The organism is Caulobacter sp. P1_D6 (assembly GCF_056406095.1).
Window position 1 is genome coordinate 13738 of sequence record NZ_JBFUAW010000043.1, and the last position, 22074, is coordinate 35811.

At 71.5% G+C, this 22074-nt stretch carries 22 protein-coding genes and 2 pseudogenes; 3 read left to right on the forward strand and 21 right to left on the reverse strand.

Going from position 1 to position 22074, the window contains the following annotated elements; all coding sequences use genetic code 11:
* Window positions 1–6 precede the first annotated feature (6 nt).
* The 7 genes and pseudogenes from AC1DYP_RS21015 to AC1DYP_RS21045 all read right to left on the reverse strand — a co-directional run.
* Window positions 7–117: pseudogene (locus AC1DYP_RS21015) on the reverse strand (hypothetical protein); the annotation flags it as partial.
* A 27-nt stretch (window positions 118–144) separates the two neighbouring features.
* Window positions 145–660 (reverse strand): cytochrome c maturation protein CcmE, encoded by a 516-nt coding sequence (gene ccmE, locus AC1DYP_RS21020; RefSeq protein WP_477047969.1) that lies wholly within the window; start codon window positions 658–660, stop codon window positions 145–147.
* The gene (ccmI, locus tag AC1DYP_RS21025) at window positions 657–1781 is read right to left on the reverse strand and encodes a c-type cytochrome biogenesis protein CcmI (protein WP_477047970.1); all 1125 of its coding nucleotides are present in this window, start codon (window positions 1779–1781) and stop codon (window positions 657–659) included. The genes ccmE and ccmI overlap by 4 nt, the downstream gene beginning before the upstream one ends.
* A 238-nt stretch (window positions 1782–2019) precedes the next feature.
* Window positions 2020–3360 (reverse strand): hypothetical protein, encoded by a 1341-nt coding sequence (locus tag AC1DYP_RS21030; protein ID WP_477047971.1) that lies wholly within the window; start codon window positions 3358–3360, stop codon window positions 2020–2022.
* A 217-nt stretch (window positions 3361–3577) separates the two neighbouring features.
* Complete coding sequence (locus AC1DYP_RS21035) at window positions 3578–4960, reverse strand: ATP-binding protein (protein ID WP_477047972.1); 1383 nt, start codon at window positions 4958–4960, stop codon at window positions 3578–3580.
* Window positions 4961–5039: 79 nt separating this feature from the next.
* Window positions 5040–5717, reverse strand: a complete 678-nt coding sequence (locus AC1DYP_RS21040) for a response regulator transcription factor (protein ID WP_056442765.1) — start codon at window positions 5715–5717, stop codon at window positions 5040–5042.
* Window positions 5718–5749: 32 nt separating this feature from the next.
* Complete coding sequence (locus AC1DYP_RS21045) at window positions 5750–6067, reverse strand: PepSY domain-containing protein (RefSeq protein ID WP_477047973.1); 318 nt, start codon at window positions 6065–6067, stop codon at window positions 5750–5752.
* 288 nt (window positions 6068–6355) lie between these two features.
* Here AC1DYP_RS21045 and AC1DYP_RS21050 point away from each other — a divergent pair, with 288 nt between their 5' ends.
* Complete coding sequence (locus AC1DYP_RS21050) at window positions 6356–7357, forward strand: hypothetical protein (protein WP_477047974.1); 1002 nt, start codon at window positions 6356–6358, stop codon at window positions 7355–7357.
* Between the two features lie 246 nt (window positions 7358–7603).
* Here AC1DYP_RS21050 and AC1DYP_RS21055 read toward each other — a convergent pair whose 3' ends face one another.
* The 6 genes from AC1DYP_RS21055 to AC1DYP_RS21080 all read right to left on the reverse strand — a co-directional run bounded on the left by AC1DYP_RS21055 (window position 7604) and on the right by AC1DYP_RS21080 (window position 16120).
* Complete coding sequence (locus tag AC1DYP_RS21055; protein ID WP_477047975.1) at window positions 7604–9121, reverse strand: hypothetical protein; 1518 nt, start codon at window positions 9119–9121, stop codon at window positions 7604–7606.
* 82 nt (window positions 9122–9203) lie between these two features.
* Window positions 9204–10145, reverse strand: a complete 942-nt coding sequence (locus AC1DYP_RS21060) for a DnaJ C-terminal domain-containing protein (RefSeq protein WP_477047976.1) — start codon at window positions 10143–10145, stop codon at window positions 9204–9206.
* Window positions 10146–10230: 85 nt separating this feature from the next.
* The gene (locus AC1DYP_RS21065) at window positions 10231–14073 is read right to left on the reverse strand and encodes a baseplate multidomain protein megatron (protein WP_477047977.1); all 3843 of its coding nucleotides are present in this window, start codon (window positions 14071–14073) and stop codon (window positions 10231–10233) included.
* Between the two features lie 154 nt (window positions 14074–14227).
* The gene (locus AC1DYP_RS21070) at window positions 14228–14704 is read right to left on the reverse strand and encodes an NlpC/P60 family protein (RefSeq protein ID WP_477047978.1); all 477 of its coding nucleotides are present in this window, start codon (window positions 14702–14704) and stop codon (window positions 14228–14230) included.
* A 133-nt stretch (window positions 14705–14837) separates the two neighbouring features.
* Complete coding sequence (locus AC1DYP_RS21075) at window positions 14838–15488, reverse strand: baseplate hub domain-containing protein (protein WP_477047979.1); 651 nt, start codon at window positions 15486–15488, stop codon at window positions 14838–14840.
* The gene (locus tag AC1DYP_RS21080; RefSeq protein WP_477047980.1) at window positions 15488–16120 is read right to left on the reverse strand and encodes a phage distal tail protein, Rcc01695 family; all 633 of its coding nucleotides are present in this window, start codon (window positions 16118–16120) and stop codon (window positions 15488–15490) included. Before AC1DYP_RS21080 ends, AC1DYP_RS21075 begins: the two co-directional genes overlap by 1 nt.
* A gap of 61 nt (window positions 16121–16181) precedes the next feature.
* On the opposite strand from AC1DYP_RS21080, the gene AC1DYP_RS21085 reads away from it, so the two are divergent.
* Window positions 16182–17243, forward strand: a complete 1062-nt coding sequence (locus AC1DYP_RS21085; protein ID WP_477047981.1) for a hypothetical protein — start codon at window positions 16182–16184, stop codon at window positions 17241–17243.
* Between the two features lie 65 nt (window positions 17244–17308).
* Window positions 17309–17767: a DUF805 domain-containing protein gene (locus AC1DYP_RS21090; RefSeq protein WP_477047982.1), complete on the forward strand. Its 459-nt coding sequence runs from the start codon at window positions 17309–17311 to the stop codon at window positions 17765–17767.
* 54 nt (window positions 17768–17821) lie between these two features.
* On the opposite strand, the gene AC1DYP_RS21095 is transcribed toward AC1DYP_RS21090, so the two are convergent.
* The 8 genes and pseudogenes from AC1DYP_RS21095 to AC1DYP_RS21130 form a co-directional block, all read right to left on the reverse strand.
* Complete coding sequence (locus tag AC1DYP_RS21095) at window positions 17822–18364, reverse strand: phage tail tape measure protein (protein ID WP_477047983.1); 543 nt, start codon at window positions 18362–18364, stop codon at window positions 17822–17824.
* Window positions 18361–18546, reverse strand: coding sequence for a phage tail assembly chaperone (locus AC1DYP_RS21100; protein WP_477047984.1), 186 nt, complete (start codon window positions 18544–18546; stop codon window positions 18361–18363). Before AC1DYP_RS21100 ends, AC1DYP_RS21095 begins: the two co-directional genes overlap by 4 nt.
* The gene (locus AC1DYP_RS21105) at window positions 18543–18833 is read right to left on the reverse strand and encodes a GTA-gp10 family protein (RefSeq protein WP_477047985.1); all 291 of its coding nucleotides are present in this window, start codon (window positions 18831–18833) and stop codon (window positions 18543–18545) included. Before AC1DYP_RS21105 ends, AC1DYP_RS21100 begins: the two co-directional genes overlap by 4 nt.
* Window positions 18834–18979: 146 nt before the next feature.
* Window positions 18980–19396 (reverse strand): phage major tail protein, TP901-1 family, encoded by a 417-nt coding sequence (locus AC1DYP_RS21110; protein WP_477031855.1) that lies wholly within the window; start codon window positions 19394–19396, stop codon window positions 18980–18982.
* 15 nt (window positions 19397–19411) lie between these two features.
* Window positions 19412–19822 carry a DUF3168 domain-containing protein gene (locus AC1DYP_RS21115; protein ID WP_477047988.1) on the reverse strand — a complete coding sequence of 137 codons (411 nt, stop codon included), beginning with the start codon at window positions 19820–19822 and terminating at the stop codon, window positions 19412–19414.
* Window positions 19819–20088 carry a head-tail connector protein gene (locus AC1DYP_RS21120; RefSeq protein ID WP_477047989.1) on the reverse strand — a complete coding sequence of 90 codons (270 nt, stop codon included), beginning with the start codon at window positions 20086–20088 and terminating at the stop codon, window positions 19819–19821. The genes AC1DYP_RS21115 and AC1DYP_RS21120 overlap by 4 nt, the downstream gene beginning before the upstream one ends.
* A gap of 100 nt (window positions 20089–20188) precedes the next feature.
* A pseudogene (locus AC1DYP_RS21125) lies at window positions 20189–21397 on the reverse strand (phage major capsid protein); the annotation flags it as partial.
* A 157-nt stretch (window positions 21398–21554) separates the two neighbouring features.
* Window positions 21555–21974 carry an HK97 family phage prohead protease gene (locus AC1DYP_RS21130; RefSeq protein ID WP_477047986.1) on the reverse strand — a complete coding sequence of 140 codons (420 nt, stop codon included), beginning with the start codon at window positions 21972–21974 and terminating at the stop codon, window positions 21555–21557.
* Window positions 21975–22074: the final 100 nt, after the last annotated feature.

Genomic DNA, 22074 nt, shown 5'->3' on the forward strand with positions numbered 1-22074 from the left:
GAACTCCCCTTCTCCCCTTGCGGGAGAAGGTGGCCTGCGAAGCAGGTCGGATGAGGGGTCGCACGGACAGGTCGGCGAGACCCCTCATCCGTCGCTGCGCGACACCTTCTCCCGCAAGGGGAGAAGGAAGGAGAAGGGCCGACATCACGTGTTGGGCTTTCCAGGTTGAGCGCTGGGATAGGCCGGCTTGGCGCCGTCGCCGCGCCACTCGCCCTGTTCCTTCAGCGCCTTGGAGACCTCGCGCGGCATGTAGCGTTCGTCGTGCTTGGCCAGCACCTGCTTGGCGACGAAGGCGCCGGACTCGTCGAAGGCGCCGGAGGCGACGATGCCCTGCCCCTCGCGGAACAGGTCGGGCAGGTCGCCCTGGTAGCGCACCAGGGCCGTGGAGGTCTGGTCGGCGACCACGAACTCGACCAGCCCGTCGGGATGCTTGACCACGCTGCCGGCCTGGACCAGCCCGCCCAGCTGCACCTTGCGGCCGGCCGGCACGTGGGCGGCGGCGGCCTGGGCCGGGGTGTAGAACAGCGAGATGGCGTCGCGCATGCCCCACAGGGCCAGGCCCACGGCCAGGGCCACCACCGGGGCGGCCACGACCAGGACGGTCAGGCGGCGGCGCGCCTTGCGGGACTTGGGCCAAAGACTTTGGGGCAGGAAGCTCATGGCTGCGACGTCTTCTGGGACGGAGTTTGGGCGGCCTGGCTCAGCGCGGCCAGGACCTTGGGCTGATCCTTGTAGCGTGTCTGGGCCTTGGCCAGGGTCGCGTCGCGGCGGGTCGTGTCGCCCAGCACCGAATAGGCGCGCACCAGCTTGATCCAGCCGTCGGGATCGTCGGGATTGGCGTCGAGCCGCGCGGCCAGGCCCGCGACCATGCCCTGGATCATGTCCTGGACGTCACCGCCCTGCGCCGCCTCGGCGGGCTGGCCCGTGGGGGCGGCGGAGGCCCGCAGGCCGCCGTCGGCCTGGACCTGGGCGATCTGCTGGCCAAAGCCCATGCGGCGCGGATCGTCGGGCGGCAGGTCGGCCAGCAGGGCCTTCCAGTCGGCCAGGCCGCCCTGGACGTCGCCGTCGGAAATCCGGGCCAGGCCCAGGTGATAGCGGGCGCTGGTGTTCTTGGGGTCGTGCTTGAGCGCCTCGGCGAAGGCCTTGCGGGCGTCCACGCCGATCTCGCCCTGCCCCTCGGCCACGAAGGTCTCGCCCAGCCCGGCCCACAGGTCGGCGCGGGCGGGGGCGATGATCACGGCGCGGCGCAGGGCCTGGGAGGCGCCGGTCGCGTCGCCGGCGGCCATGCGGGCCAGGGCCAGGTTCTTCAGCGGCTCGGGATCGGTCGGATGCTGGAGGGCGATCTGCTCCAGCACGGCGGCGATCTTCCGCGGCTCCAGCTGGACCGGGTCGGTCCTGCGCCACTCGGCCACGCGCTTGAGGTACGGCTGGTCGGACACGCCCAGCGCGCCGATCATGCCGTAGATCCCCAGGGCCAGGATCGGCGCGGCGGCGCCCAGGACCAGCACCAGGGGCCGCTGCCGGGGATCGGCCGGCGGCCAGGGGGCCTTGTGGTCGGCGGCGGCGATCAGGCGGCGTCCGGCCTCGGCCCGCGCGCCCTTCAGCTCGGCGTCGGCCAGCAGGCCGCGCTCGGCCAGGTCGTCGATCTCGGACAGTTGCCGCCGGTGCACGGCGAGGCTGGCGTCGTCGCCCACAGCCAACGACGCCCGCGCGGCGCCGCGCAGCATCAGGGCGGCGACGACGGCCGACAATCCCGCCGCGGCGATCCAGAAAGCGATCATGGACCGCGTGTTAGCTGGGAAACGGCGCCGGCCGTTAGCGAAAAAATCGCGTAAGGATCGCGTAAGGGAGGGGATCGGTTTTGGACCCATTCCTCTCGTCCGCTCTTCCCGGCGAAGGCCGGGATCCAGATCTCATGGCGGTGTAGTGGGTTGGAGGAGCTCGGCGCTCCTGGCGTCAGCCACACCGCCATTCCATCTGGATCCCGGCCTTCGCCGGGAAGAGCGGATTTTGGGTTGCCTAGGCCGCCGCGGCCATCGCCGCGGCCGCGCGGCGGCGGACGATCTCGGCGGTCTTCTCGTCGCGGCTGTAGGCGATGTAACCGGCGGCCAGGTCGACATAGAGACGCGCCAGCCCCTGGTCGCCGCCGTCGCCGGTGCGGACCACGTGCAGGATGTCCTCGATGTACTGGTCCAGGCGTCCGTTCAGCTTTTCCAGCACCTTGGCCCGGCTCGAGCCGTAGCCGCTCTGCATGGCGCAGCCGCGAATCTCGGCGATGAACACCAGCACCGCCGTCAGCCGCCGGCCGGCGACCTCGTCGGGCTCGGTCGTCAGCTGGGGCACGCCCTTGCCCTTCTTGCCGCCGAGGATCGAGATCGGCCGCAGCGGCAGGGCCGCCAGGAATTCCCGCTCGGCGCCGTTCATCCGCATCTCGACCGTCTCGGCGACGGCCTGCTTGTGCTTGGCGATCCGCCGGCCCCAGGGACCGTCCTTGGCCAGGTTCACCGAATGCTCGAACTCGGCGATCTCCTGCGAGACCTTCTGGGCGGCCAGGGCGGCCTTGCGGCCCTCGGCCTCGCCCTTGCCGGCGTCGAAGTTCGCGATGAATTCGATGTTCCTGGCGATATCGGCCAGCACCCGCTCGCCGAACACGCTGACCTCCGAGGAGGCCCAGAACTTGTCGCCCGGCCGGTCCATGACCGCCGAGATCACCCGCAGGATCCGCCAGTCGTCGGGCAGGTGGGCGGCCAGGATCTCGAACAGCAGCGGCCCGGCGTCCGAGCGGATGGCGCAGGCGTCGTTGTAGGCCAGCCGGGCCGAGGAGGCGCGCTCCTCGTTCATCTTGCTGACCCACTCCTGCAGCCGAGGCAGGGCCATGCGGACGATGTGCGCCAGCTCCAGGCACGAGGCCAGCTCGTCGATGTCGCAGATGGCGTCCAGCGCCTGGAAGCCGGGCTCGGCCTGGGCGCGCAGGCCCTTGGAGGCGATCTTGCAGAGGTCGTTGAAAACTTCGGGCGGGCCCTCGTCCAGGTCCCACGGATTGCAGCGCGCGGCGGCCTCTTCGACCTCCCTCGGCGCCACGGTCCTCAGCGCGGTCCACAGCAGGCTCAGGGTGCGGGGCGGGAACGAGGTCTGCTCGGTGTCGCGCTTGGCGCACAGCGGGACGATCGGAGCCAGGACGCTGTTGCGGACATAGCGGGCGGCGGTCTCGTCCTCGACGAGGCCGCGCACGGCCGCCAACGCGCCTTGCCCGCCGGCCGGACCGGCCAGGGCGAGTTCGAGACTGCGCAACGCGGCGTCGGGCGCGGTTTCCACCAGCTTCCGAACCATCAGCAACTTATTGGCGGCGACCCCGGCCATAACCCCCCGCTGGACCAGCCCGCTCCCGGGCCGCGTCAACCATGTTGCCAACGAGGTTAAGACTTTCCGAAACCATATGTTTTTGGTGGTCGAAGATCAGCGTCGAAAGGTCGCTGGATCGTTGTCACCGGTGTCTGTCGAAAACCGACGAAATGCTGGGTTGAGCCAAAGGCGTGTTTTTCCCCTCACCGGGGAAATCGGGAAAGGCGTTTCGCCCTTATCCCTCCGAACGTGGCAGAATCAGCGTCACCCGCAGGCCGCCCAGGGGCGAAGCGCCCAGGGTCACCGAGCCGCCGTAGGCGCGGGCCAGTTCGTCGACGATCGACAGGCCCAGGCCCGAGCCCGGGGTGTGCTCGTCCATCCGCTGGCCGCGCTTGAGGGCGTCGCTCCAGCGGTCCGGCGGCAGGCCAGGGCCATCGTCATCGACCGTAAGCGTCATCTGCTCGGGCGAGCTGGCCACGGCCTCGGCCCGCACCTTGCCCTTGCACCACTTGCCGGCGTTTTCCATCACGTTGCCGGCCAGCTCCATGAAGTCCTGGCGCTCACCCTGGAAGCACAGGTTCTCGGGGCATCGCCAGTCGATCACGACGCCCTTGTCCTGGAAGATCCGCTCCAGGGTGACGGCCAGCTCGTCCATGATCGGCTCGACCGGCGTGCGCTCGCCCGAGGTCTGGGAGCGGGCGGCGGCGCGGGCCCGGCGCAGGTGGTGGTCGACCTGCTCGCGCATGGTCGCCGCCTGGCGGGCCACCACGTCGGCCAGCGAGCCCGGCTGCTGGCCGGCCTCGGTCAGCATCACCGACAGGGGGGTCTTCAGGGCGTGGGCCAGGTTGCCGACGTGGGTGCGCTGGCGCTCGACGACCTCCTGGTTGTGGGTCAGCAGGGCGTTCAGCTCGACCGCCAGGGGCTCCAGCTCCTCGGGATAGACGCCCTCCAGCTTCTCGGCCCGGCCGCGCCGCACCGAGGCCACTTCGCGGCGCAGGCGGAACAGCGGCAGCAGGCCGACCCGCACCTGCACGACCACGGCGGCGATCAGGCCGCCGCCCAGGATGACCAGGGCCACGGCGGTGATGCGGGCGAAGCGGTCGGCGTCGGCGTCGATCGGCGTGCGGTCCTCGGCGGCGATGAACACCACCGGCCGCGGATAGTCCGGCAGCCGCGCCAGCAGGGCGGCGGCGCGCAGCGGCCGGTTCTGCGGACCCTTGAGGTCGAAGAACAGGGTCTTGCCCGGCTCGGACATCAGCCGCTCGGACTGCTCGGCCGGGATCATCAGGTCGCTGTCGAACAGCGAGCGCGAGCGCTCCAGCACGTTCAGCCCGCCGCCGCCCGCCGGCTGGTCGAAGATCGTCCAGTAGCGGCCCGAATAGGCCCGGGTGGCGCGGATGTCGGTCAGGACCGGGGCCTTCAGCACCCCGCCGTCGACGCTGGACCCGGCGTAGAGGTCGTCGGTCAGCACGGCCAGCGACTGGTCGAAGCGCCGGATCGCCGCGTCGCGGAACTGGGCGGTCAGGAACACGCCCGCCAGCACCAGCACCACCAGGTTCCAGATCCCGGCCAGCAGCACCAGCCGCCGGACCAGCGAACGCTTGCTGAGGTCCCACATGTCTAGCGGGCCCCGCAAGTTGGTTTGCAGCGCGTCCTTGTCGCGAAACCGCTCACACTTTCGCGGGACGCGCTGGCGGTCACTCGGTCGTCTCGCCTTCCAGCGGCGTCAGGCGATAGCCCAGGCCGCGCACGGTCTCGATGCGGTCGCTGCCCAGCTTCTTGCGCAGCCGGCCGATGAACACCTCGATGGTGTTGGAGTCGCGGTCGAAGTCCTGGTCGTACAGGTGCTCGACCAGCTCGGTGCGGCCGATCACCCGGCCCTGGTGCATCATCATGTAGTGCAGCAGGCGGTATTCCAGCGAGGTCAGGCGCAGGGGCTCGCCGTTGACGCTGGCCCGGGCCGCGCGCGGGTCCAGGCGCAGGCCGCCGCACGACAGGCTGGGCGAGGCGTGGCCGGCCGAACGGCGCAGCAGGGCGCGCAGGCGGGCCAGCAGCTCCTCGGTGTGGAACGGCTTGGTCAGGTAGTCGTCGGCGCCGGCGTCGAAGCCCGCGACCTTTTCATTCCACGAGCCGCGCGCGGTCAGGATCAGCACCGGGGTGGCGACATTGCCGCGCCGCCAGCGCTCCAGCACCGACACGCCGTCCACCTTGGGCAGGCCCAGGTCCAGCACGACGGCGTCGTAGGGTTCGGTCTCGCCCAGGAACTGGGCCTCCTCGCCGTCGGCGGCGTGATCGACGGCGTAGCCCGCGTCGCCCAGGGCCAGCTTCAGCTGGCGCGACAGGTCGGGATCGTCTTCGACAAGCAGGATACGCATGGAGGAGCCTCTGTCTCGTGACGCTGTAGGGGTTAGTTGGCGCTCAGGATCTGACCGGTCCGGGCGTCGACGATGAAGTCGATGCGGCGGCCGTCGGTGGTGGCCCAGCGGACCCGGTAGTTGGGGCCTTCCAGGCCGGCGTCAAGCACGCGGCCGGGCGTACGCCGGCCGATCTGCTCGATCACCCGGCTCAGCGGCACCAGCTGGCCCGACTGCACGCCGCCACGCGCCTGGTCCTGCCGGGCGCGCCAATCGGCGCCCAGCGAGTCCGGGCCGCGCTGCGCGGACGCCACGCCCGGGAGGGCTGAGGCGGCCAGAACGGCGGCGAAGAGGAAGTGGATCGGCTTCATGGGCTCCGGTTTAGAGCTTGGCGGCTGAATAGAGGCTGAACACGGCCGTTATGGACGGGTAGCGTCGTTCTGTCACGGATTCGGCGCACGAAAGCAAAGCTTGCCGCCGCGCGGCCGATCCTGGCGCGGAAACGCCGCGAACGGAGCTTTCGCCCTGGACTTGCCAGTCAAATAACACGGTTCTAGCGTGCAATTGTTGCGTGTAGGACGCTGGGTTACAGCCCAACGTCCGGGCGCGGCGTCGGATCCTCGCGAGGTCCGATCCTGAAGGTCCTGGGGGGGAAACGCATGCGACCGTTCGGAAATCCACGAGGCCTGGTCCTGGCCTGCGGTCTGGCGCTGGGCCTGGCCCTGGCCCTGGCTCCAAGCCTGACCATGGCCGCCGCCGACGCGCCGCCGCCCAGCGCCTCGCCCGCCACGGCCGACGGCGTGATCCAGGCCATCGGGGTCGAGCCCTCGAAACTGGGCGCCAATTCCGACCAGCTGACGTTCCTGCCGACCGGCGCCGCCTACCCCGTGGTGCTGACCGTGGACCGCGTCGCCGACAAGACGACCCTGGACCTGGGCGCCCGGCCCGGCGACCGCATCTGGCTGACGGTCGACGATCCGCTGAACCCCGAGCACGTGGTGCAGATCACTCGCGTCGCCCGGCCCGTGCCGGTGTTGCAGCGGCTGATCGCCCTGGGCGCCGCCTTCGCGGTGATCGTCGTCGTCGCCGCCCTGGCCACCGGCGGCAGGCCCTGGCGCTTCGCGGTCGGCAACGACAACCGCATGAGCAATTCCCAGACCCAGCTGGTGCTGTGGTTCGGCGTGGTCGCCATGGTCTATGGCGCGACCCTGATCCTGCGCGCCTGGTTCCTGGGCTGGGAGTTCATGGGCGGCATCTCGATGACCACCAACGTCCTGGCCATGACCGGCCTTTCGGGCCTGTCGTTCGGGGCGGCCAAGGTGGTGGCCGTGCAGAAGGCCTCCAGCGCCGCGGCGGCCGCCGCCACGGGCGTCGCCCCGGCCTCGGCGCCCGCGCCCGCCGCCCCCGCGTCCCGGCCCAGGGTCACCGACCTGGTGTGCGACGACTTCGGCGCCGCCGACCTGGGCGACTTCCAGATGATCCTGATCAGCGGTGTGGCCACGGTGATCTTCGCCTGCGCCAGCTGGGAGTTCCTAACCCTGGTCGACATCGTCAAGACCACCCAGCTCCCCGACGTCGACACCGCCCTGCTGGGCAGTTTCGGCATCGGCCAGGGGGCCTACCTGATCAAGAAGGCCGCGCTGCCGGCGGGGGTTGGCTAGGCCCGCGACGCGGCGCGGGCTGACCGGCAGGACCCCAGATACAACTCGGGGGGCCTGGCTTCCGCCAAGCCCCCCTGAGCCGTTTCATAACCCTTTCGGGCGCGATCAATCGTGAGGCCAACAGGTCATGATGCAATCCTTGTTCGAGGCGGGACCGGGTCGTTCCAGTCGCCACCTCGCGTGACAAACCGAACGTAGGTCGTCCGGTTCCCGGTTTACAAGGGCCCATAGGGCCACAGCTGGGGTTTATTTTTTCAGCGACTCCTCCGGGCTCTGGGTGAGATCGGCCAGCCGCCGATAGGCGATTTCGCGGTGCAGCTCGAAGAATTTCTGGCTGGGCGGCTTGAGCCCGTCCTGGCCGTTGGACTGGATATCGCCGTAGGCGTCCCGGCAGAGCCTCAGGCCCTCCTCGACCATTTCGACGGTCTCGCCCGTCTCGATCAGGACGTAGCCGATCGTGTCCTTCAGCAAGGCTCCCTGCTCCTCGGTCAGGATCGATTTAGCCCACGCCGTCAACTCCTTGGCCTTTTCGGCGTCTTCGACCTTCCCTCCCTGGCCGAACCGTTCGGCGTAGTAGTAGGCGACGTTGGTGGCCAGGTGACCGACCAGGACGTTGTCGATGTTCCGGACGCGTTCGAGCGCCTTGTCGCCCACGAGGATCGCGCCAGGCAGGTCGCCCGCGCAGTAGTGGCCGATGCCGCAGGTGATGGCCGCCCGGCAGAACGACTCAAGGTCCTCCGGGCGGGTCTCGGGATGGAGATTCCGGGTCCAGGCCAGGTGGTGCTCGTCCAGCCACCACATCTGGTCGGTGCGGCCGCAGTCGATGGCGTAGAGCGCCGCCACCCGGAAGGTGGTCGCTGAATAGCCAAGCCTGGCGATCAGTTGCTGGATATCCTCGCGCAGCGTGGTGAAGAGTTCGCCGCGCTTGGCGCCGCCGCCTTCCAACGCCCTGTCGAGGCGCTCGAGGACGTCCGAGATCGCCGCCTTCCGCGCCTCGTCGGAGTCCTTGCGGACACTGTCGAGGATATTGCGCTTCAGCGAGTCCTTGGCCAACCGGCGACGCGCCAGGCCATAGGCGTTCTCGCGAGCGATGCGCACGCGCAGTTGGTCGCTCATCTCGTCGGCCGCGCGGATGACCACGTTGATCTTGTTCAGCTGGTCGATCAACCAATCGTCGGTGTTGGTCTCGGCCTTGTAGCTGAGGTCGTGCACCTTCCAACCGAAGGCGTCCTGGAAGGCGGTCTTGACCTGCAGTTCGCAGGCCAGGCCATCCAGCGGGTCGTCGACAAAGCGCACCTGCAGATGGGTGGCCGCGTAGTCGTCCCGATCATGCACCTTGAGGGCGCCGCGCTTGCCCAGCCGATCGTCGGCCATCACATGGGCGACCACCCGGGCGACGTCTGAAGGAAACGGACAGACGATCGTCACGCCCACCACGTCGGTGATGTTGCCGATCCCGAACGTGGGATCGGGCTCGATCTCGAGCGGCTTGCCGTTGCGGATCTTGAAGCCGCCGTGGCGCCGCAGGCAGATCTCCTCGGCGATCTTCCGCGCCGACTTCATGTGCGGATTGGCCTCTTGGGTCGCCTTCTGCTTGTCGGCGCGCGAATAGATCCGGTAGATCGCGCCGTACAGCGCCTCCGATGTCTCGTATTCGCTCACGACCGCGACGACGCGGTCCTGCAGCTTCTGCCAGTGCGGAGCGCGTTGGCGGATGGTGTAGGCGATCTCGGCCTCGACGGCCTTCAGCCGTTTGTCGTCCATCCCCGAGCCCCCTCTGGACAGCTCAAGCATGCTGCCAGCGTTCGCCGGTCGTGGGAAGCTGTTTTCTCAAACCAAGGTTGAGCTACCGCCGCTTGGGCGCGTACGGCCGCTTTTCGCGCCACGTCTCCGCGAACTTCTCCAGCTCCGCGTCCGGCGTGTCCGGCAGGGTCACCACCAGCCGCGCGAACAGGTCGCCGCGGTGGCCCTTGGCGTCGGCCAGGCCTCGGCCTTTCAGCCGCAGCTTGGCGCCGCTGTTGGAGCCCTTCGGGATCGACAGGGTGACCGGGCCGTCCGGTGTGGGGGCCTCGACCTTGCCGCCCAGCACGGCGTCGGGCACCGAGATCGGCAGGTCCATGACCAGGGCGCCGTTCTCGGGCCGGTAGATCGGGTGCGGCTTGATGGCCAGTTCGATCATGGCGTCGCCCTGGCCGCCCCGGCCCGGGCTGCCTTGTCCCTTCAAGCGAAGCGTCTGGCCTTCCTGGGCGCCGGCCGGGATGGTGACGTCGATCGTGCGGCCGTCCGAGAAGGCCACGCGCTTCTTACCGCCCTTGATCGCTTCTTCCAGGTCGATGTCGAGCCGGGCGCGCACGTCGGCGCCCTTGGCCGCGAAGCCGCCGCCGCCGAAGCCGCCGCCCGCCCCGGCCCCCGCGCCGCGATTGCGGCCCAGGATGTCGCCGAACAGGTCGTTGAGGTCGATCTCCGGCCCCTCGCCGCCGCCCATGCCGCCGCCGCGCGCCCGTCCGCCGAAGCCGGCCCCGAACGGGTTGCCGCCGCCGCCGAACCCGCCCCGCATGGTCTCGCGGCCGTCGGCGTCGATCTCGCCGGCGTCGAACTTCTTGCGCTTGTCGGCGTCGCCCAGGATGTCGAAGGCGGCGCTGACCTGCTTGAACTTCTCTTCCGACTTCTTGTCGCCCTTGTTGGCGTCGGGGTGATGCTGCTTGGCGAGCTTGTGGAAAGCCTTGCGGATTTCCGCCGCGCTCGCGGTGCGGGAAACGCCAAGCTCCAGATAGGGGTCGCGCGCCAAGGAGGCTCCTCACGTCAGTTCGAAAAGGCGGAACGCCTCAATTAGGCCGTTCGGCGCGGCGCGCAAGCGTTATGTTGCATTAATATCACAGCAAGGTTCGCGATGCAGCGCCCCAGCCGAACAAGGCCGAGCCCTGGGCGATCCTGACAGCCAGGGCCCCGGCGGGTCCAGCGGGGAAATCGGCGGCGCGCTGGGCGGCGGCGTAGGTGAAGGTCGACGTCGTGGTTTCGGCCGCGCGGATCACGGTCTCGCCGTCCAGGATCTCGACGCGATAGACCTCGCGCTCCTCGCCCAGCGGGACCTCGGCGTCCCAGCCGTCGCCGGCCAGGCGAGCGCGGCGGATCCAGGTGACGACGGCGTCGCCGCCTTGGGTCCGCACGCGCAGGTGGGCGGGCGACCAGGGCCGGGCCGACAGGCCGCGCCAGGTCTCGACCGTCTCGCTCATCGACGGCCCCGAGGCCGGACCGCCGGCCGGGGCGGCGCGCCAGACCAGCGGCAGGCCGCGCTCGGCGGGAGTCAGGTCGGCGCGGACCAGGGCCTGGTCCAGCATCACCACCGCCGCGCCCGCCGAGGTCAGGGCCGCCATGGCCGGGTCGCTGCCGGCCTGGCCGCGCAGCAGGCCCGACAGGGTCCAGACGTCTTCGGCGACCGGCTCGGCGGTCAGGAACTGGACGAGCTCCCACTCGCCGCCCGCGCCTTGCACGGCGATGGCGTTGGCCCCGGCCAGGACGGCGGAACGGTCACGGCTGATCGGGCTCGTCCCCTCCAGCCGGACGGTCAGGCGCGTGGCGTGGTCGAAGCGGTGCAGCGGTCCGGCCGGCAAGTCCGACAGGGCGACTCCGACCGTGGCGGGCACGCCGGCGGTCGCACGCACGCGCAAGGCCTCTTGGCCGACGCCGGCGTGGATGTCGAACGGCCGCCAGGGCGAAGCGGCGACCGCCACCAGCGGTCGCTCGTCCGCCTGGCCTGGCAGGTCCAGCACGTGCAGCACAGGCGGGCCGGAGACCTCGCGCGGCGGGGCGGGCGACCAGTCCAGGTCGCCGCCCACCCGCACCGGATCGACCACCGGCGCCAGCTGGGCGCGGGGATGCTCGTCCAGATCGATCCGCGTCACCCGCCAGGTCGCGCCATTCCCAATCGTGCTGGGCAGCTCCACCCGGTCGCCGGGCTCGAGCCGCAGGGCGGCCAGGGGCGACAGGTGGGCGGTGACCTCGCGCGGATCGGCGGCGGCCAGCAGGCGCTCGGCCACGGCGCGGGCGTCGGCGGCGGCCAGGACCAGCGGCGCGTCCAGATCGGCGCCGCCCTCCCCCGTGTCCCGCCGAACGATCACCGCGCCGGTCTGGTAGTCGCGGGCGGCGTCGATGAAGCGCAGGCGCAGGGCCTGGACCGGGGCGGTCAGGGTGCGGGCGGCGGCGATCGCGGCGTCGCGGTCCTCCGGCCAGGCCAGGTCGTCGTCATCCAGCGTGACGGCCGCCACGCCCGAGCGGCCGGCCAGCACGACGCCGTCGCCGCGCTCGACGGAATCCAGGGCGAAGGCCTCCAGCAGCGGCGCCAGGGCGTCTCGCAGGCGCATCGGCCGGTCGATCACATAGCCGACGATCAAGCCGCCGGCTTCGCCTGGGTCGATCGCCACGCCCGCCCGCTGCGCCAGGGCGGCGACCAGTTCGGGCAACGGCGCGATCCCGGAGCGGCCGTTCAGCCAGTGGCCAAGGGTCCAGTTCGGTCCGTCGGCCCAGACCGCGCTGCGGGCCGGAAAGTCGGGAAAGGGCCGGGCGTCCCAGCACCAGGCCGTGGCGCCGTCGATCATCGGCCCGCCATAGACCGACGAGACCGGGTTGGTCGCCGGGTCGGCCACGTGGGCCAGCATCGCCTCCAGCGCCCGTCGCTGGCCGACCTCGTCGCGCGTTCCGTCCGAGAACGGCGGCAGGGCGCTCTCGGCGCTCTTGGCGTCGACGAACAGGTTCGGGGCGTTGGCGCCCTTGTCGACCGCGCCGCAGCCGAACTCGACCAGCCGCAGCGGCTTGGATTTCGGGACCCAGGCGGTCGGCGTCCCGGCCCGCACGCCGCCCGGCCGATCGAAGTGCTGCCGGCTCCACCAGGCCTGCAGGTCCTTGGCGCGATAGACCCAGGGCTCGGCATAGGCGCCGTCGGTGATCGGGGTGCGGGTCTGGGCCGTGCGCGCCGCGTCGGAGGCGTAGAACCAGTCGAAGCCCTCGCCGCCGGTCAGATTGGCGCGCAGGTAGTTCACGTCGTGCGGCCCGCCCTGCTGCGCGTCCAGGTGGTCGTCCCCGTCGCGCCAGTCGGCCATCGGCGGATAGAAGTCGATCCCGACGAAATCGATGTTGGCGTCGCTCCACAGCGGGTCGAGGTGGAAGTGGACGTCGCCGGAGCCGTCGCCCGGCTGGTGGCCGAAATACTCGCTCCAATCCGCCGCATAGCCGAGCTTGGTCGTGGGTCCCAACAGGGTGCGCACCTGGCCGGCCAAGCTCTTCAGCGCGGTCACGGCGGGGTAGGACGAGGCCCCGTCTCGCACCGTGGTCAGGCCGCGCAGCTCCGAGCCCAGGATGAAGCCGTCCACCCCGCCCGCCAGCTGGGCCAGCTTGGCGTAGTGCAGCAGCATGCGCCGCAGGCCCCAGTCCCCGGCCGGACCGCCATAGGTCGGCAGGCCGTCCGCCGCCCCGAACTGTCCCGCCGTCGCCGCGCCGAAGAAGGCCGAGACCTGGGCGGTCGCGGCGGCGGTCTTGTCGGGCGAGCCCGGGCGACCGGCGGCGGGATGGCAGGTGATCCGGCCGCGCCACGGATAGGCGCCCTGGGCCGCGCCGCCGTACGGGTCGGGCAGCGCATTGCCCGCCGGCACGTCCATCAGCACGAACGGATAGAGCGTCACCCGCAGCCCGCGCCGCTTCAGCTCGGCGATGGCCTGCAGCACGGCCCGGTCGGCGGGCGTGCCGCCATAGGCGGGACCGCCGCCGCCCCCAAGAGAAGTATTGGGCGAGACCACGGCCGCGTCGGCGCGCTCAACGCCGTTGACCCGCCAGTCGAACGGGATCGTCGCCTTGGCCGCCGCCTCCACCTTGGGACGGATCGCGCACGATCCGCAGCGCAGGTCGTCGCCGAACCAGGCGACCACCAGGGTCACCTCCTCGACGTTCGGCAACTGGGCCTGCATCTGGTCCAGCGACACCACCAGGTCGGGGCGGCCCTCGGTGTTGTTCAGGGTCTCGGCCGTGGTCCGGGTCAGGCCGTCTCGGCGCAGGACGATGTCGGTGGCGTAGACGAACTCGCCCGCCCCAGGGATCAGGCAGACGCCCTTAAGGCGCTCCTCCAGTCCAGGCGGCGCGTCAACGGCGCGCGGCCGATGGAAGACCTCGAACGACAGCTGCGGCGGCCGGTTTCCATACATCCCCAGCGGCAGGTCCTCGAACACCACATAGGCCGTGCCGCGGTAGGCCGGGGCCTCGCCCTCGACAGCGGCGATCAGCGGATCGGGCGCCTGGTCCTCGACCCCGGTGTGGACGCGCATGACCACCCCGGCCATGTCCATCGGCTTGCCGTCGGCCCAGACCCGGCCGATCCCGTCGATCGGGCCTTCGCAGACGGCGACGGCGAACGACAGGCTGTAGGCGGCGCTGGTGGTGCGCGGCCCCTTCCCGCCTCCACCACCCTGGACGTCGACCCAGCGCTCCTTGAACCGCGCCGCCCAGATCACCTGGCCGGCCACGCGGGCCCGGCCGAACACCGCCGCCATCGGCGCGCCCTCGGCCGCGCCCGACAGCCTCAGCATCGGGATGCGCGGCCCGACGTGACGGTCCGGCGCCAGGCCGTTGATCACGGCGTTGTCGATCGCCTGGCCGATGCTGAAACCGATCGCCCCGCCGATGGGGCCGGCCAGGGCCGAGCCGACGGCGGAGAGGATGACCTGGGCCATGATGAAGTCCTGAGCGTCCGGAAACCCTCTCCCATGGGGAGAGGGAGGGGCCCATGCGCGAGCATGGGAGGGTGAGGGGGTGGTGAGTCCGACGGAGAGCCGGCAGGGCGCTTGCGTGAAATCGGTGAGGGCGTAGTCCCTCTCCCTCCCACCGCTACGCGGCGGGCCCCGCCCTCTCCCGCTGGGAGAGGGTGTCAGGAAAGCGAAAGGCCCCCGCCAGCCGCTCGCGCCACCAGCGGCCCAGCCAGCTCTCGACGCAGGCCCGACCCCAGTAGGCGTGGATCATCCGGTCGTCGGCCGAGGCGATGGCGCAGTGCTTGGCCGGGACGCCGGGCGCCATGCGGAACAGCAGCACGTCGCCCGGACGGGCGGCGGTGCGGTCCAGCGGGATCAGCCGGCGCTCGAGCGCCTCGCGCAGCAGCTCGCGGCCGCCCAGCTCGGCCCAGTCGGGGCGATAGGGCGGCGGGGTTTCGGGTTCGGGGCCGTGCAGGGCGCGCCAGACGCCGCGCACCAGGCCCAGGCAGTCGCAGCCGACGCCGCGCAGGGAGGCCTGGTGCTGGTAGGGGGTGCCGAGCCAGAGGCGGGCTTCTCGGAGGGCGGCCGTGCTTGTCGGCGTTTCGGCGGCTAACACTTGCCCCCTACGGATCGCTTCGCGATCGTCTTCCCCCACAGGGGGAAGAGGCGCCGCCGCCGGCGCGGGTGCGAGCCTCCGCCCCCTCGCCGCGACAGGCGACGCCGTCGCCAGGTGGGGGCAAGTGGGTGAGCTACCGCCGCCCGCCGTCATTGCGCTCCCCATCACTGGGATACAGCGTCAGGAAGTCCTCGCCCGGCGCCGTCGGGAAACCCTGGAAGTTCAGGCCGTTGCCGAACACGTCCCGGCACGTGACCCACCGCTTGTCGCAAGCCGCCCCCGGAAACGCCGCGACATCCACCCCGCACCGCCCATCGCCGAACGCCGCGTCGCAAGACCGGCCGAACGTCCGCCCCGCCACGCGGTCCAGCGCCGCCAGCGGTCCCTCCAGGGCCAGGGTGAAGGCCCCGCCCTCGGCCTTGGCCGAGGCGACGCGGGCCGTCCACAGGCTCACCGACAGGCCCGGCGCCGACCAGTCGACCACCCGGCACTCGACCCGCGCCCCGTCATAGAGCCCGGCCGCCAGGTCCCCCTCCGACAGCGCCGCGTCGTCGAAGCCGCCGACCGCCGTGGACAGGCCCGGCGAGAAGCCGGCCGCCGTCTCGGCCGCCCCGGCGGTCCAGCCGCTGGCCGCCCGGCAGGTCACGCCCCCGACCACCAGGTCGCGGTCATGGTCGGTGAAGCCCAGCACCACATCGTCGGCGCGGGTCAGGATCCAGGCGTGGCAGAGGCCGGCCGCGCCGCTCTCCAGGCGCTCGGCCAGTTCAGCGGGAACGGCGCGCATCAGACCCGCACCTCGACCAGGGCCACCGCCCCGACCCGGGCGGCGTTGAAGCTTTCCAGGGTCACGTCGATGCGGTCGCCGTCGAAGCGCACCGGCACGTCGAACTCGAAGCCGGCGGTGATCGCCGCCCCCGCCGCTGGGGCGGTCGTCAGGGTGACCAGGCCGGTGGCCGTGTCGACCGCGAAGGCCCCGGCCCCCAGGGCGACCCCGGCCACCGCCACCTTGACCGTGCCGACCACCGGCTTGGCGATCGGCCGGACCGCCGCCGTCGGGCCGGTCCCGTAGGTCTTGGTCAGGGCGAAGGTCTTGCGGACGCCGTCGCCCGTCCCGATCGGCTGGTCCGTGGCGGCCGGGGTTCCCGACGGCGCGCACGACCGGCAGTCGGCCGGGTCGCGGAACCGGAAGCCGTGCAGCCGCCCGCGCCGGGCCTCGAAGAACGCCACCAGCTCGGCCGCGTCGTCCAGCGGCCGCGTCGCCGTGCCGATCAGGTAGCGCCGCCGCCCCTGGGCCCAGGGGCTGGACCGCCGCTCGAAACCCGAGGCCAGGGTCGTCACCTGGGTCCGCCGCTCGACCCCGCCGGTGCAGCAGAAGGCCAGCCGCGCGGGCAGGCGCGTCTCGTGGAACGCGGTCATGGCGTAGCTCCTTGCATGTGAGTGAATGTTCACTTATATTCGCCACATCGGAGAGGCGACCATGAATTTCGCGAAGCTGTTGCTGGACCCGCGCGGCGTGATTGGACGCAAGGCGTTCGGCGACGGGCTGCTGGCCCTGGCGGGGATCATCGCCGTTGTCCTGGTGACCCTCGGGGTGCTGGCCCTGACCCTGTCCTGGCCCGTCGGCGACATGGCGGCGGCCGCGACGCCGCTGCTGGGCACGTCGCTGCTGGTCGCCACGATCGTCGAGGCGGTCATCGACAAGGACCCCTCGCCCATGCTGGTCCCCGCCATCCTGCTGATGGGCGCCCGCCTCTACGTGTTGGCGTGCCTGTGCCTGAAGCGCCTGAAGGACGCCGGACACGGCCCGGTCGGGCTGATCTTCGTCGGCGGCGCGAGCCTGGCCTTCCACGAGCAGATGGGCCGGTGGGCCTATGCGGTGTGGGCCTCGGAGATAGGCACGCTCTTCCCGCCCCTGATCGACGTCATCTTCAACCTGTTGCTCTGGACCGTCTTCCTGGTCTGGCTCGGCCTAAAACCCCGGAGGAACCCTTCGATGCCTGCGTTGTCCCTGCTGTTCGATCCCCGCGGTGTCATCGATCGGCGCACGTTCTGGAGCGGCCTTGCGCAGCTGACGCTCCTGGGCCTGGCGGTCTGGCTGGGGTTGGCGCGCCTAGGCGTCGAGGGATCGCCGGCCGCGATCCCGGTGGTCGGCGACGCCTTCCTGGTCGGCGGCGCGGCCAGCCACGTCCAGCGCGCCGTCGCGGTTGATGTCCCTTTGGGGGCGGCGTTCCTAATCGTCGCGGCCCGGCTCTACGCCACGACATGCCTGGTGCTGAAGCGCTCGCGCCATGCCGGTCAGGGCCGCAGTCCGCTGATCGCTTTCAGCCTGATCTTGCTGTTGATCCACGGGCTGATGGGGGTGTGGGTCTACGACGTGTTCGACGACGGCATGGCGCTGATCACGCCGCTTGTCGTCGACATGGCGACCAGCGCGCTGGTATGGGCGATTCTCCTGGGCTGGATCGGCTCGCGCGGAGCGTGGAACCCGCTCCCCGAGGCAGCAGGGTTCCGCGCCGCCCAGGTTAAACCCGCGTCATGACTTGCAATTCACTTCAACCGCGAGCCCGCCGCCCCTAATCTCGCTTCAGGATTTGGGAGCTGGAAATGGACTGGAAATCGCTGTTCTTCTCCGCCGAGGGCCGCATCGGCCGCCAGGCGTTCTGGATCGGTTGGCTGGTGTTGCTGGGCGTCCAGGTGGTGGCCGGGTGGATCCCGGTGATCGGCCACGCCCTGGGGCTGGTCGCGCTGTTCGCCTGGGTGTGCCTGTGCAGCAAGCGCCTGCACGACATGGGCCGCAGCGGATGGTGGCAGGTTCCGCCGTTCGCGCTGAGCCTGGCCCTGGTGGTCGGCTCGGTGCTCTGGATCGGCGTCGGCGCGGCCCTGGCCGCGATCACCGACGGCAACCCCGAGATGGTCGCCCTGGCGGGCGTCGGCGTCCTGCTGATCGGCATCTTCGTGGCCTTCGTGGCGATGATCGGCTTCACCCTGTGGGTGGGGATCGCCGAAGGCCAGCCCGGCGAGAACCGCTACGGCCAACCGCCGCTGACGCCGGCGATGGTCTAGAAAACATCTAGGATCGCGGAAACCCTCTCCCCATCGGGAGAGGGTTCTTCGTTGTTAGAGTCTCCGCGCTCCCAGGCTCACCGCCCGCGCCAGGGCCTGGGCCAACTGCGCGTCCGAGCGCGCAAGGCCCGCCGTGTCGCCGCCCTGGACGTTGATCGTGACATTGACCCCGCCGCCCGCCAGCGGCTCGACCGCGCCGGCCGAGGCGGGGCGGAACAGCTCGGGGCCGCGTTCGCCGACCAGATAGGCGCCGCCGGCCGAGACCGGACCGCCGTCGGCCCTGGCGCCGGCGAAGCGCGAGCTGACCGCGTTGGCCAAGGCCTGGGCCAGGCCGCTCCCGCCTTCGCCGGAGCCCGCCGAGACCGCCTCGATCACCGCCCGCGCCAGCTCGGCCAGGCTGACCTTGCCGTCGGCGGCCGCGTGGGCCAGCGAGCGGGCCAGGCCGGTTCCGGCCTTGGCGAAGGCCTCGTCGATGGCCCGGGCCGCCTGCTCGGCCGGCGCGCGCAGGGCGGCCAGGGCCGCGGCGGCCTCGGTGGCGCGGGCGGGGRCGGCGTCGAGGCCGTCCCCCAAGCCCTTTGGAAAGTCGAAGTCGCTCATGGAATCTCCTCATCGGGGAAGCGGGCGATCAGGGCGTCCAGCGCCGCGCGGTTCAGGACCGGCGCGGCGGAGACCTCGGTCAGGGCCCGCCATTCGGTCAGGGATAGCCGCCAGAACGCCTCGGGCGGGATGGCCAGGCCCAGGGTCGCCAGGCGCAGGGCCGCGCGCCAGCGGGCGTTCATGCGCAGGCCGCGAGGGCGGAGGCCACGGCCGCGACGGCCTCGGGGATCGCAACTCGCTGAGCATCCAGGATCGCTGGATTCTCGCCGCCGCCTTCGAGCAGGGCGGCCAGGACCGCAAGCAGTTCGGCGGCCGACAGCCGGCCGAAGCGCTCGGGCAGAGCGCTCCAGTCGTCCAGGCCCAGCGCGGTTTCGATGCGGGCCAGGGCGCCCAGGGTCAGGCACAGGCGGCGCGGCGTTCCGGCGAGGGGGACGACGACCTCGCCTCGGGCGGGGTTGGGGGTGGGCATGCGGCGTGTCTCCGTGCGGCGAACACTTGCCCCCTACGGACCGCTTCGCGGTCGTCTTCCCCCGCAGGGGGAAGAGGGGCGTCCTCCGCCCCCTATGGGGGCGGACAGGCGGCGCAGCCGCCAGGTGGGGGCAAGTGGGTGAGATCCTAGATCGCCGTGAACGTCACCGCCCCGGCCGAGGCCAGGGACAAGGCGAACGCCGCCTCGCCGTCGTGGTCGCCGGCGTATTCCAGGGCCGCCACCAGGAACGGCCCCTCCAGCTGCACGAAGTCGGGGATCACCAGGCGCCAGACCCGGGCGGTCTGGGCGAAGAAGCTGTCGCGGACCGCGGCGTCGGACGCCGCGTCGCGGAACACGCCGCTGCCCGAGACGGCGACCGAGCGCACGCCCGATCCGGCCAGCAGCTCGCGCCAGCGGCCGGCGCTGTCGCCGTCGGTGGCGTCGATGGTCTGGGCGTTCAGGCTGATCGTGCGGGCCCGCAGGCCGGCCACGGTGGTGAAGACCGGCGTCGGCGCGCCGTCGCTGATCTTCAAAAGGAGGTCTTTGCCGGCTTGGGCGGCCATGGGGGGGTCCTTTCGCTAGAGGGTTTCGGTCACCGCCCGCACCCGCAGCACGCCCAGCGACAGTTCGCGGTCGGCGGCGCGGAAGACGTCGGCATAGGTGACGCGCAGGGTGACCAGCCGGCGGCCGGCCACGCTGAGCGGCGCGTTGTGCAAGGCCGCGCGGACGGCGGCGGTGACGGCGCGGGCCTCCTCGGGGCCGCCGAACTTGCTGGCGCAGGTGACGGTGAGCAGGTGCTCCAGGCCGTCCGCGTCCGGCCCGAACGGGCGGCTCTCCTGGCGGCCCAGGCTGACGCACGGATAGACCGGATGGCGCGGGGCGTCGGCGTGGACGCGGGCCGCGACCAGGGCGGAGACGGCGGGCGCGGCCTTCAGGGCGGCGACAAGGGCGGCGGCGACGGCCTCTTCGGGGCCATTGGGGGCGCTCACAGCCGGGCCTCGCGATAGGGCGCCAGCCAGGCCTCGACCAAGCCGGGTGGCGGTTCGCTCCCGTCGCGATGCTCGTAGGCGTGGGCGACCAGAACCAGCACGGCCAGCCGCAGCGGCGCGGGGCTGGCCAGGGTGAGCGCCAGGCCCGTGGCGGCGGCGACGCGCGCCTCGGCGGCGTCGATCAGCAGAGTCACCAGGGCGTCCTCGCTGGCGTCGGCCATGCGCAGGAAACCCTTGGCCTCGGCCAGGGTGGTGGAGAGGGGCATGTGGGATGTTTCCTGAAAGGAAGAGACTCCCCCCTCCGGTCCTTCGGACCCCCTCCCCCACAGGGGGAGGCGCGATCGCGAAGTCCTCCCCCTGTGGGGGCAGCAGCTTGATCGCGTCGAAGTTCTGCACCCCGCCGCCGACCCGCTTGGTGGTGTAGAACAGCACGTGCGGCTTGGCGGAGTACGGGTCGCGCAGGACCCGCACCCCGGCCCGGTCGACGATCAGGTAGCCTTTCTCGAAGTCGCCGAACGCGATGGCCATGGCGTTGGCCGCGGCGTCGGGCATGGCCTCGATCTCGGTGACCGGATAGCCCAGCAAGCTGGCCGACTGGCCCGGCTGCAGGGCCGCGTTCCAGATGTAGTTGCCCTGGGCGTCCTTGAACTTGCGCACGGCGCTGACCGTGCGGCGGTTCATCACGAAGCGGCCGTTCTGGCGGTACTGGGTCTTGGCCGCGTAGATCAGGTCGATCAGCTTGTCGGTCGGGTTGGACGCCGGCCAGGCGCCCGCCACGCCGGTGGCCAGATAGCCGACCTGCCCCCAGGTGGCCGAGGCGTCGGCGGCCGCCGTATAGGCCAGCAGGCCCTTGGGCTTGTTCACCCCGTCGCCGCTGATGAAGGCGGCCGTCTCCTGGGCGGCGAAGGCGTCCTGCACCTCCTCGGCCAGCCACTCGTCGATGTCGACATAGGCGTCGTCGAGCAGGGCCTGGGTGGCGGCCGGGCTGGCGTAGAGCTCGCCGGCCGGGAAGTCGATCACGTCCAGGGTGGGCGCGGTCGTCTCGGGCCGCACGGCGGTCTCGGCCACCCAGCTGGCGGCCAGGCCGGCGGTCGAGACCGGCTTGCGGAACGTTCCGGCGCCGATGGTGCGCACCTGGCAGATGTCGCGCATGGGCGAGGACGCGGCCAGGCGGCGCAGGATCTGCCGCTCCAGCTCGGCCGGGGCGACATAGCCGCCGGCCGTGGCCACGCCTTCCGACAGGCCCTTGGCTTCGAGGAGGAGCGCGGGGGTCTCGCCGGTCTTGATGTAGCGGTCGAAGGCGGCCTTGCGTTCGTCGGGTCGCGCCAGCGGCGCGTCACCGCCAATGGAGGGACGCCGGGCGTCGCTCAGCACGCGGTCGAGCCGCGCCTGGGCGTTGGAGACGGCGTCGTCGATGCGGGCGACCTTCTCCTCCAGCAAGACGTCGGCGCGCTTGGTCTCCAGCGCCTGGAGGCGCTGGTCGTTGGCGGCCTTGAAGCCCTCGAACGCCGCCAGCACCTCGTGCAAGGCGGCGCGGGCCTCCGGCGAGGCCGCGGCCTGTTTGGTTTCCTTCATGGGGATCTCCGGTTTTGGGGAAGTCGTGGGAACAGGTCCTCCCCCTGTGGGGGAGGTGTCGGCGAAGCCGACGGAGGGGGAGTTGGCTGAGGTGGGTCTGCTCCCCCCACCGGCCCATTCGGGCCGCCTCCCCCACAGGGGGAGGAACTTGGACGGTTCAGCCGACGCGCTTGAGCCGCGCCCCCGGCAGCATCGGGAAGGTCACGATCGACACCTCCCACAGCTCCACAGCCGTCAGCACGCGCAGGCGGCCGGTGTCGTCGGGGCGGGCCTTCACGGCGCGGAAGCCGATGGAGAGGCCGTCCAGGGCGCCGGCCTCGACCAAGGCTGCGACGAGCCTTCCTCGTGGGGTCGCGCGGAGTATCCGGCCGCGGACGTAGAGGCCGGAGGCGTCCTCGGCGATCTCGTCCCAGACGCCGACGGGCTCGGCGTCGTCGTGCTGGTGCAGCATCTTCACGCCGGCCGGACCGGTGCGGGCCAGGCTGGCGGCGAAGGCCCCGGCGGCGGCGACGTCGTCGTTGAGGTCGCGGGTCCAGAACAGGCTGGCGTGGCCTTCGATGAGGAGGTCGTCGGTCAATGAAGGGCTCCTTGAATAGGGCGGCGGAAAACCCCCTCAGTCGCTCCGCGACAGCTCCCCCAGAGGGGGAGCATCTGGTGCGTGGATCCTCCCCCTCTGG